General features: G+C 53.7%; 9 protein-coding genes. 3 read left to right on the top strand and 6 right to left on the bottom strand.

All coding sequences use genetic code 11. The annotated features are described in order from the left end of the window. Window positions 1-250 precede the first annotated feature (250 nt). Window positions 251-2,023 carry a CHASE domain-containing protein gene (locus AC2T28_RS16705; RefSeq protein WP_486749767.1) on the bottom strand — a complete coding sequence of 591 codons (1,773 nt, stop codon included), beginning with the start codon at window positions 2,021-2,023 and terminating at the stop codon, window positions 251-253. Window positions 2,024-2,353: 330 nt separating this feature from the next. Then, window positions 2,354-3,166: a cysteine hydrolase family protein gene (locus tag AC2T28_RS16700; protein ID WP_486749766.1), complete on the bottom strand. Its 813-nt coding sequence runs from the start codon at window positions 3,164-3,166 to the stop codon at window positions 2,354-2,356. 357 nt (window positions 3,167-3,523) lie between these two features. Between AC2T28_RS16700 and AC2T28_RS16695 the strand changes: the two genes are divergently transcribed. Then, window positions 3,524-4,342, top strand: a complete 819-nt coding sequence (locus AC2T28_RS16695; protein ID WP_486749778.1) for a cyclase family protein — start codon at window positions 3,524-3,526, stop codon at window positions 4,340-4,342. 486 nt (window positions 4,343-4,828) lie between these two features. Here AC2T28_RS16695 and AC2T28_RS16690 read toward each other — a convergent pair whose 3' ends face one another. From AC2T28_RS16690 to AC2T28_RS16675, 4 genes are all read right to left on the bottom strand, one after another. Next, window positions 4,829-5,503: an ankyrin repeat domain-containing protein gene (locus tag AC2T28_RS16690; RefSeq protein ID WP_486749765.1), complete on the bottom strand. Its 675-nt coding sequence runs from the start codon at window positions 5,501-5,503 to the stop codon at window positions 4,829-4,831. Between the two features lie 57 nt (window positions 5,504-5,560). Continuing rightward, window positions 5,561-6,043: a GlcG/HbpS family heme-binding protein gene (locus AC2T28_RS16685; protein ID WP_486749764.1), complete on the bottom strand. Its 483-nt coding sequence runs from the start codon at window positions 6,041-6,043 to the stop codon at window positions 5,561-5,563. Between the two features lie 87 nt (window positions 6,044-6,130). After that, on the bottom strand, window positions 6,131-6,739 hold the full coding sequence (locus tag AC2T28_RS16680; protein WP_486749763.1) for a response regulator transcription factor: 609 nt from the start codon (window positions 6,737-6,739) through the stop codon (window positions 6,131-6,133). Further along, window positions 6,736-8,223 carry a sensor histidine kinase gene (locus AC2T28_RS16675; RefSeq protein ID WP_486749762.1) on the bottom strand — a complete coding sequence of 496 codons (1,488 nt, stop codon included), beginning with the start codon at window positions 8,221-8,223 and terminating at the stop codon, window positions 6,736-6,738. The genes AC2T28_RS16680 and AC2T28_RS16675 overlap by 4 nt, the downstream gene beginning before the upstream one ends. Window positions 8,224-8,760: 537 nt before the next feature. Here AC2T28_RS16675 and AC2T28_RS16670 point away from each other — a divergent pair. Further along, on the top strand, window positions 8,761-8,907 hold the full coding sequence (locus AC2T28_RS16670; protein WP_486749761.1) for a hypothetical protein: 147 nt from the start codon (window positions 8,761-8,763) through the stop codon (window positions 8,905-8,907). Between the two features lie 101 nt (window positions 8,908-9,008). Further along, window positions 9,009-10,559, top strand: a complete 1,551-nt coding sequence (locus AC2T28_RS16665) for a tannase/feruloyl esterase family alpha/beta hydrolase (RefSeq protein WP_486749760.1) — start codon at window positions 9,009-9,011, stop codon at window positions 10,557-10,559. The last annotated feature ends 425 nt before the right edge of the window (window positions 10,560-10,984 follow it).

Genomic DNA, 10,984 nt, shown 5'->3' with positions numbered 1-10,984 from the left:
CCAACCTCTCATATCAATAAGGAAATTGAATCAGTCAGACATCCCTAAATCAACAAGAGTTTTTCAACAGAATAGGCTGCGAGCTGACTTGCAACAGTGCAGCATCCACGTCCATTTACTATCGTAGCGCCAAGATAAGAGCCGCCCGTTGACGATTTTTGTGCTTTCTGCCCTTTTGCGCGTGGGTCAGAGATCTTGCGCACCGCCGATACCTTGAAGCGATTATTGGACATAATTTCCAGATGCACATTTACTGTTTGTTGATAGAAAACAATTCAATGTCGCGGTTGATGCTCTCCACATGAACTACACCACAAGAGGTGAACTCGAACTGATCTTTTATTAGTTCTAGAGTATCGCTAGTTATTGTAACCTTGTCGGGCTTTCCAAGTTTCTCGACACGGGCAGCAAGATTAACATCCTCCCCAACGATCGTGTAGGACATGCGCTCGTCGGAGCCAAAATTTCCAACACTGCAACTACCAAAATGAATGCCAACTCTCATATGGAAAGGCTTCGGATAACCAAGATCCAGCCATTTCTTTCGCAAGTCAATCATGCGTTCCTGCATCTCGATCGCCATCTTGACGCAAGAGACAGCATCTTGGCGCGCTCCATTACTGGTAGGGTCACCAAAGAACATGACGACCGCGTCGCCCACATACTTGTCCAGCGTCGCGCCATGACGTTTTCCAATGGCTGACATCTCTGTAAAAAAATCATTCAGGATATACATCAATTGGTCTGGCTGTAGTTCATGTGTTAAACGGGAGAACTCAACGATGTCGCCGAAAAAGACCGTCAACTGTTTTCGCTTGGCTCCAATTGATCGCTGGCCTTCGTCCGCCAGAACTGAATCCCACAACTGACTAGGCAAGTACTTTGCCAAAGCTTTAGATACGGCCTCCAGTTTTTCGTTCTTAGCTTGCAAGGCATTGCTAAGTCCCTCCAGCTCCATAACGCCAAGAAGTCGCATCCGGAAGATTACAGAAGCAATGGCAGTCAAGCCAAGACAAAAGAACAACAGAGACCACGGCAGCCAAAGATCAACTGCCGCAGGCCATCCGTTTGGTGGCGTTATAATCATCTGCCATCTGCGGTCAGCAATTTGAATGTCACCAGATACATAGGGCTTGGGTATCGCGGCCACGGTTTTAGGCAAATTGCCCGTAGTGGATTGGTGCGCGAATATGAGTTTCTGACCTTGACTGTCCGGATTTGAAAAGACGTAAAAGTCTCCTAAGTTAGGGTCTTCTACCCACCGGTCTTCCACCGCCTTAATCAGTTTAGGAATTTGAAAAACCGCCAAGACAAAGCCCAAAATCGGCCTGTCTGTCGAAGAAGTGTTTTCGTGAAATTCGGCTTTCTCAAAGACAGGTGCGGCAATCAAAACACCATTTTCCCTGTTGGCGCTTTGCACCAAGGCAATGGGTTCAGACGCGGCTATTTGACCTGTTCGCCGGGCGTGAAGCAAAGCGACAAACCTTGTCGTTTCAGACTGTACATCGAAACCAAGCGCCTCTTCGTTACCCCAAAGGGGCTCCACGTAGTAAACAGGAAAGTAATCGGGCCTAGACCCCGCAGGTACCAATTTCCCATCTTCAGAACGCTCTGTAATTTGGTAATCTGAAAAACCATCTAATTGTGCCTCCAACGTAAATGCTTTGCGGTTGTCTTCCGCAACTTTTGGCAACCACTCCAGAGCTTGGATGCTATCGTGAGACGACAGAACTGATGAAGCGAAGGTGTTAAACTCCTGCCGACTTACATAGTCAGAGCTATCATAAAATGCGATCATCGATTCAACTGATGAGATATTGGCAAGTACCAGATTGTTAATCTCAGTAATCGGTTGGTTCGCGTATTCTCTAAACTCAGACAACAAACGCTGGCGTTCCGATTTGATAGCAAAAAGGAAAAAGGCGAGCGAGATGCAAGCGCCTACTGTGGCGACCGTTATGACAGGAAGCCATTTTTGCTTCTCTAGCGGTATTAGTATCTTTTTGAGCAGTGCAATCGTCAATGGACAAGCCCTCGAAGGACTGAGAGACTTGGGGCTGAAGCTATTTACATGTGGCAACCGAGTCTCTGTGTGAGACTTATTATATCACAAATTCAGCACCGTCGCTGTCAATATTTATCACTGCCTAGCAAGGCGGAGCGGTACAGGGGTAACGCGAAACTCAGATCCAGAGAGCGTGATCAGTCGTGGCTTGGATTGTCCGCCCCCAGAAGCCACCACCCCGATGGAACCCAGGCCTAGTCATGCACTAACATTCAAATTGGACCACACAAGTGAGGCTGTTCATTCTATCGAGTGCGCGCCACGACGACGCGCACCCTGTATTTTAACTTAGCTAGCGTTCTGGATATTTTGAACAGCCTCTTCGGTTGTCCAGACGGCATTTGCCATGTAGCGGAAATTCGTAAGAGCTGCGAGATATCCATCGCCTTCAGGTAGCATCGCTGCAGCGGTGGCGTCTTTGACGACTGCAACCTCGAACCCATTTTCAAGAAGTTCACGCATATGACTTTCGGTACAGAGATTAGCGGACATACCTGCCAGGATTACCTGATCAACGCCATTCTTGCGCAATTGCAGTGTCAGATCATTTGACTCGTTACCGTATAGTTTATGCGGCGATGTGACGATTGTCTTTCCGTCTTCGATGTACTGTTTGTATTCCGGCATCCAGTCAGCACCCGAGCTCTCAAAGCCTTCCAGATTTAGAGGGCCCTTACGGTCGAACATTCCGATTTTATGCATGAGTTTTTCAAGCGCACCTTCGAACTTCCAACCGTGATCAGTTGGGTAGTAGTAGTGTGGCGAAATCGCGACCGCCATGTCCCGCTGTTTGGCTGCCTTGAACAGACTTTCAATATTTCCGACTGTTCCATTTCTTGTGACAGAGGCTCCAACGACCCCCCAGGTAACGCCTTCGGGGTGCAGGAAGTCGATTTGAGGATCCGTAACGACCAACGCGGCACGTGACAAATTAAGCACCATGTTACTCGGGGGCAAAGCTGGTTTTTCAGGATCCGCATAGGGATTGTCTGCAGTTTGCGCACCAGCTGAGGTGGCACTCGCTGCGGCAGCTGCCAGAGCAACGCCTCCAGTCAGAGCCTGGCGCCGGTTTATCGTTTTGTCATCATGATGTTCACACATTTTGTCGTCCTCCTTTGTGTTGCCACGCAGGCAACATGGTAAGAAATATGCCCCTATAAGACGGAAAATCGAGCCCACTTGGTCTAAAATATGCACTGGGGTTCGGCTTGAACTGCTCAAGTTGGATTGATTTCACTATCCAGTCGCAAAACTTCATACCGCTACCATCAGAACGGTCCTGCGCAGTTCACGCATTGGGAGATCAAAGTCCCTGAACCCTCCTCTTCCTATTGGTGCAAAACAATTGGGGGATCCCAACCAATCGGCTTGAGAGTGTGAAAAACAGTAGCAAATTTGTCTGTGGGCAATGTCGAGCTAGATGATCTGAATTCAGACCGTTTATTGGGAGACAAAGTCATGTGCCACAAATGCGTAATGGAAACTGTCAAGTCCCGCATGCTTTCCAGACGCCAGGTTCTGGCCGCAGCGCCAGCCCTAACGGTGGGGGCAGGGCTCAACCTAGCTGCAACCCAAGCTGCGCGAGCGCAGAATTCGGGCCGCATTGTCGATCTATCCTATGTCATCGATAACGAATTTCCAACTTGGACAGGTTCTCCAGGAATTAGCTTGGACCAATTGGCCAAGTTCGAAGAAAGCGGATTCAACGCATTTAATTTGGAGGTCTTCGAACACACTGGTACCCATGTCGACGCCCCGTTACATTTCTCTGCCGATGGTCTGTCGGTCGAAGAAATTCCAGTTGAAAGCTTGATCTGCCCATTATGCGTCATCGATATTAAGGAAAAGGCCGATGCGAATATTGAGGCCGAAGTTACGCCTGATGACTTAAAGGCTTGGATCAGTCGTAACGGTGACATCCCAGACGGCGCGTGCGTGGCAATGAATTCTGGTTGGCAAAAGCACGTTAACACTCCCAAATTTGCAGGTTTCGACGACAACGGTGTCCGGCACTATCCAGGCTTTCATGTCGAAACAGCCCATATGCTGATTGAACAGTCAGGTGCTGTCGCCATTGCAACTGACTCTCTGTCCTTTGACATTGGATCAACCGAAACCTTTGATACCCACTACGCATGGCTCCCGACCAACCGGTACGGCATAGAAAATATTGCTAACCTCGATCAAGTGCCTGAATCCGGCGCAACCATTTTTGTTGGTGCTCCGACACACCGAGGGGGATCTGGAGGCCCAGCCCGAGTCATAGCGACCTTCTAGGTTCAAGGCCGAATGCGATGTGAATAATAAGGGGTGACCGTGTTGCAAAACTCTGCGATCAGAATTTCCCTTCAAGAATATGGAGCACCGTTCTTGGTAACGCTAAATTTGCAAATAGCGTTCGGGAAATACCACACCCGAGCATCGACTTTTTGAAAGGCATCAGCCCTAAGCGGGCATGGGCATTCTGAACAAGGGGCTTGAAACGGTCTTTAGACGGGTTTTACACCAAAGCCAGCTAAGGGCCATTGGTGACCTCAGGGGGAGAGCGAAGTGGCCTGATTTCTGCACCCTCCACATTTGGTCAATAAGGGCGGGTTTCGGACCTTTTCTGCAAGCGCGAACCTTTCATGCAGCGGCTTGGGAGCCAGACATTCAGGCAACCTCGAAAGGAGGCTTTCCCTGCACCGCGAATAGGCGGTTCATAGCACAGTCACTCATTAGTAGCGCTTCATTGAATGAACAGGTGGCGAGGCGCAGCAGGTATCAATTTTGGCGCAACAGAATGGAAACGATCTGTTCAAACCCCCGCGCCTTGGCGTGCTCCAGCGGCGTCACCCCGTCGCGGTCGCCTATGCTCCGATCTGCACCCGCCAGCACAAGCAGCCTAACGACTTCTTGATGATCTGGTCTTCCATCGCCCAGAACCACCGCTTCGATCAGGGCGGTCCAGTCCAGGTTGTTGACATGATCAAGCGGAGCACCCGCATCGATCAGGCGGCGGACCACTTCGACGTGACCCAGATGGGCAGCGGCGATCAAGGCTGTGCCGTCGTAAGGGCTGGTGGTGAGCCCCGGATCATTACCCAGTTCGATGGCAAGCGACATAAGTTCAGGGTCATCGTCCACGGCGGCAATGGTCACCACGTCGTAAGCCTGCCCCTCCAGCGCGTTCATGTCGGCCCCCGCCTCGGCCAAGGCGCGAAGGGCGTCATCGTGTGAGGCATAGGCCGCGACATGGCTCGGCGTGCGGCCCCGGCGATCGCGGGCATTGAGTTCTGCGCCCGCTGCGACAAGGCGGGCGATTTCAACTAGGTCTCCAGTATGGGCAGCGCGATGCAATCCCCGATAGCTGGCGATCTCGGCCCCAGAGGGCGCAGTCTGCGCTTGAGCCGAGGCGACGACCACGCTCAGGAGCAGAGCCAGAAAATACTTTGTCATAGCAGACCTCTCTGTCCTATGGGCAGCCCGCCACGAGGGTGGCAGGCTGCGACCCGATCATTCGGCGCCGATCGCATCCAGACCGACGCGCGCACAGGCTTCGTCCAGGTGGCCACCAGGTGCGCCACCAACCCCGATGCCGCCAACGAGCGCACCACCGATCTTGACCGGCAGACCACCGCCCTGGATGACCATGCGGCTGTCCATGTAGCGCAGACCATCGTGCTGCGGGTTCTCGCCAATGAAATTGGCCAGACCTGCCGTATCACGCCCCATCGAGGCCGAAGTGAACGCTTTGCCTTGGGCGCTGCCAACTGTGTGAGGGCCGGAACCATCGGCCTTCAGGTGGACCTTGGTCGCACCATCACGGGCAACAATGGCAACGCTGACCTTATAGCCGTCGGCTTCGCAAGCCTCGAGGGCCGTCTGGGCAGCCTTGGTGGCCAGATCAAGCGGCAGGTAAGGCGCAGTCGGCAATTCTTGGGCGGCAACGGAAACCGGGGCCAGAAAGGCAGCGGCAAGAGGCAGTTTGCGGATCATGTTTTGTCTCCTCATGATTGATGAAGACTGTCTATTCTTCAAAACGAACCCGCGTAATTCGTAGACCTCCCAGCCCTCTCCGTAGTTCTACGGATTGTCCCTCCCTTCGATCCAAGCCCTTGTCATTTCCGCCTGCGATGTGGTGCCCAGCTTGGCCCCGATTGCGGCACGGTGGCTTTCAACGGTGCGAGGCGACAGGCCAAGACCTTCGGCGATCTGCTTGGTGGTGAACCCTTGGGCGATCCTTTCGAGCACCTCGCTCTCGCGTGCCGTCAGCGTCGCAAGAAGTTTGCGAGCCTCGGCCTGCTCCAAATCGGCCTGCAGCCGCTTTTCAAGCGCATCGCTGCCTTTCTGAATTGCGTCGATCAGGTCTTGTTCGTCCACCGGTTTCGACAGAAAATCCACAGCGCCATTGCGAAACGCTCGTCTGCAGGCCTCAATATCGCCATGCCCGGAAATGACGACCGTGGGCCAGTCCACCCCCTTATCCACCAGTTTCTCCTGAAGCTTCAGACCGGAAATCAGTGGCATTCGGATATCAAGGATCAGGCATCCCGGCTGAAGCCCGTCAAGCTGCGCCAGGAAAGACTGCGGATCGGCAAAACTGGTGACATCAATATCCACCGTCGAAAGCAGCAGGCTCAACGCGCGCCGGACGGCTTCGTCATCATCGACCAGATAGACGGGATGGCTCATTGCGCCGCCTCTCTTTGTTGCCCGCTCATCGGCAGAACAATACGGAATTTGGCACCGACGGCGGTGTCCTGATAGGAAATCTCTCCACCGGCACGTTCGACCAGCCTCTGGCAAAGCGCCAGTCCGAGGCCGGTGCCATTTTTCCTCGTCGTCATGAACGGGGTGAACAGGCGTGACCGCAGGGCTTCATCAATACCGGGGCCATTGTCGACAACGTCCAGAACGACATTGCCCTGGGTCGTCGTTGCAGCGACACTGACTTCACCACCCGCCTGCCCCTCAAGCGCCTCGAACGCGTTTCTGATGAGGTTGTGCAGAACCTGTTCCATTTCGACCTGATCGGCCAGGACCTCGAGTGCGTATCCCGGCACATCAATACGCAAGGTCACCCCCTGCTTTTCAGCCTCGGGGCCCAGAAGCGCCTCTAAATTGCCCAAGGCAACGCGCAAATCCGTCTGCTCTACCGCCCCCCGCCCTGGACGCGACCAGTTGCGCAATCGCTCAAGGATCGCCGAAGCGCGCTTGGCCTGCGAACCGATATCATCCAGAGCCGGATCAACCGCATCCAAATCACCGCGCGCCAACAACCGCCGACCGGCCTGCGATTGGGCCAGGATGGCCGTCAGAGGCTGAGTGAGTTCATGGGCCATGCCGCTGGCCATTTCCCCCATCGCGTTCACCCGCGATGCATGGGTCAATTGCGCCTCCATCCGCCGCATTTCGGCCTCGCGCTCGGCAGCGCGCACACGAACCCGCTGCTGAACAAGGGCGCGCACGGAATAATAGATCAGGCTGACCAACATAATGACAACCGCAACCTGTATGGGCGGAAGCAAATCCTCCAACCGGGTCTTCCTGGAGGTTTCCAGCAAAAGCGGCTGGGACCGGCTTTCCAGGGGCTTTGCAAATTGCGCAAGCGTTTCGTCGACTGCGGAAACAAGGCTGGCGCCCTCGGGCAAGGAAAGCCGCGCCTCGACGGTGTCTTTTGACCAGAATTCGGCGTCACTTCCGACCAGCTGTGTCGCATCAATTCCAAGCGCCAGGGCATAGACTGCGGTGCTGGAATTTGGACTGCGCTTTACCAGCAGGTAATGTTCCTTGCGCGATGGGTGAACCAAAAGCTCTGGCAACCCGGTAGACCGTCCTGCCGCGGCACGAATTTTTGCCTCGATCTCGGAGGGCAAAGGCTCAGAGCCGACAACCTCGCCCGAAGGATCAAGCGGCACCAGCTGCACCTCGTCGATGCGTGGATAAAACCGCGAGATCGTGGCCGCGACATCAAGAAAAAGATCAGAACGCTGCCCTGCGCTGGCAACGGCAATGGCCGACAAGGCCGTGAGATGGGCATCATGCTGACCGACCCGAAGTGACGCCAGTCGGTGAAGTTCACCGCTTTCCTTTTCCAGCTCGTTGATTTGGATGTTCCGCTGGACCACCGCCAAGGCAAGAACACCCGCAGCCACGGCCACCAGCCACCCGATCATGCTGCGCAACCGGGCGCTTCGACTCGTGAATTTTGGATCTTGCAAGCTCATTCCGACAAGCTACCAGTTAAGACCCGGACGCCAAGTCACAATTTGCCTGCGCTCTGGATCTCAGCACCATGCTTGTGTGCGGTTTCTTACATCGCTCAAGTGCTAGTCATGATATGTAAACTAAATTACAGGGCGGGAATGAGCGCGCACGCTACAAACAGTGCTACATTTTTCATGAATCTCCGAAAACCCCAATAAAATAAGAACTTTCAGGAGCACCTCCCCCCATCCAAAAATTCGCACTGCCAGGGCCAAAGCGCACCACCAGCCGCAAGCGTCCATACTGCAAGAGTGGCTTCGTCCTTGTCCCGCGCAGAGGCCTTCACTGATTGTAATTGCTGCTCGATGCACGGATGTCCGGTCTGGTGAAGCTGCGTCGCAGCGTTTGACTTAGTGTTGAAGGTCCTGAATGGGCCGCTCGCGACATGTCGGCGCGTCCTGGGGCCCGACTTTGCAAAGGTCAATAACTGCGCAGAGCTGCCATTGGTGCTGATCCCGTCTAATGACCGGTTCCAGCCCTTCTACGACATTCGTGCTGGGTGCAGCATATCTCGGTATATCGAGCACAAAGGGCGGTATGCAGCCGTTCGCCGCGATCTGCACCAAGGTCTGGTATGGGAGACTTTCCAGTAAATGGGTAGGGCAGCCTTGACGCCATGTGAAAGGCCTGCTTCGCTATTGTAGTGGATTTATTGTCTACATAGACGAAATTCAAACCTTCTGGGCAGGAATTCATGAAACACCTTCGAGCTCTAATTGTTGCTTCTTTCATTTCTACAGCTCCAGCACTTGGAGCTTTGGCACAATCCGCCTGCGATACCGATGCATTACTAGACCTGCCTGATGTCAAACTGAGGTTTGCGGTCATTGAGAATACCCCGGTCCCACATTGCAAGATTTCTGGTGTCATAGGAACCGAGACAAATTTTGAACTGCTTTTGCCGGATGAATGGAATGGCAAGTTCGCGATGGGTGGCGGTGCGGGCTTTACCGGATTCGTCGTCAATACGGCTCTGACGTACGGTGCGTTGCAGAGTGGCTATGCAACAGTTGGGACCGATACCGGCCATCAGGGGCATCCGCTGGACGCCAGCTGGGCACTGAACAATCTTGAACGGGTCGTGAGTTTTGGCCATCAAGCTGTGCATCGTACGGCAGTGACGGCCAAAGCCCTGACCGAGGCTTTTTACGTGCAAGACATATCTCGCAGCTATTTTACCGGCTGCTCACGTGGGGGCGGTCAGGCGCTAATGGAGGCGCAAAGATATCCAGAAGATTTTGATGGTATTGTTGCAGGAGCCCCCGCAAGCAACTGGACGATGGAATTGGGCGCCAGAAACACTCGGTTGAACGCAGCGATGTATCCTAACCCAGGAGATCTTTCGATTGCCACCATCGGACCAGATGCCCAGGTTTTGATTGGCACCACCGTGATGGAGCAGTGCGATACGCTCGACGGACTAAAAGACGGTATTCTAAATAATCCGACACAGTGCAATTTTGATGTGGCATCACTGGCTTGCGGAGCGGCAAAAACAAATATGTGCCTCTCCGAGCAAGAAGTGGATGCGGCCAAAGCTATCTACGGCGACCTATTTATCAACGACGAGCGCGTGCTTCCAGGCTTTCCGGCTGGCGCAGAACTGGACCCTGATGGCTGGGCAAAGTGGCTTACTGGAGGATTATCACTGGGAGATGTCGGCGAATTTCAAGAGGGCGTTGCTGCTGAATCCGACGATCCAGCACCTGCAACTCCGAGCGCTCATTTTGCCTTTGGCAATGGTGTGATGAAGTATCTGGTTTTTAACGATTCCGACTGGGACTATACAACTTTCAATTCCGACGCGTTTGTTTCTGATGCGGCCACTGCCGCGCAGACGTTGAATGCGACGGAGCCCGACATAGACGCCTTTCGCGCTCGTGGTGGCAAGTTGCTGATGTACACCGGGTGGGGGGATATGGCGCTTACGCCCTACGGGACAATCGAATACTACGAAAGTATCCTCGAACGTGATCCCAGTGCGGCAGAAGACATGCGCCTGTATATGATGCCGGGCGTTGCTCATTGCTTCGGTGGCGAGGGGCCAGATTGGGTGAACTATCTTGATGTAATCGACAGGTGGTTCGAGACAGGAGAAGCCCCCAACCAGCTGACAGCTTTTTGGTTGAATGACCAGATGCAGCCCGAAGGCGGGAGACTTGTCTGCGCTTATCCAAATGTTCTGACCTATGAAGGTTCCGGCGACCCTCGTGTACCAGAAAGTTTTATTTGCCAAGCTCCATAATAAAGTCAGGAAAGCTCCCAAGGTTTCTAAAATGCTTGCTGATTGGAAGCGAACTCGATTGTTACTGTTGAACCACCATTCGAAGCGGCCGTTCGCTGCGCTGAGCGCCAAGGTCTGGTTTGGGCCGTTCGCGAAATATCGGCGCGTCCTAGGGTCCGACTTTGCAAAGGGCGCAATCTGCGCATTGCTGCCGTTGGTGCACGCGGCAGCGAATGCCCGCAATCCGCCTTCCTGCCAGAAACGCAGAGCTTGCCAGCATTGTGGTCTCCTCGTTTTGTGGTCGGTGCGTGCCACTATAAAAACGGTCAACCATCAGTTTGGACCTGTCGCGGTTTGATCGCTCCTTTGATAGCATTTACTGCGGTAAAGGAGACAGACTATGGGACTGAACCGTACGGACGAATTTCGCAAGGATGCGGCGCTCG

It is taken from the genome of Parasedimentitalea nitratireducens, assembly GCF_057444295.1.
Note: the sequence above shows the minus strand (reverse complement) of the source record. Positions and strands in the feature narration are given on the sequence as shown.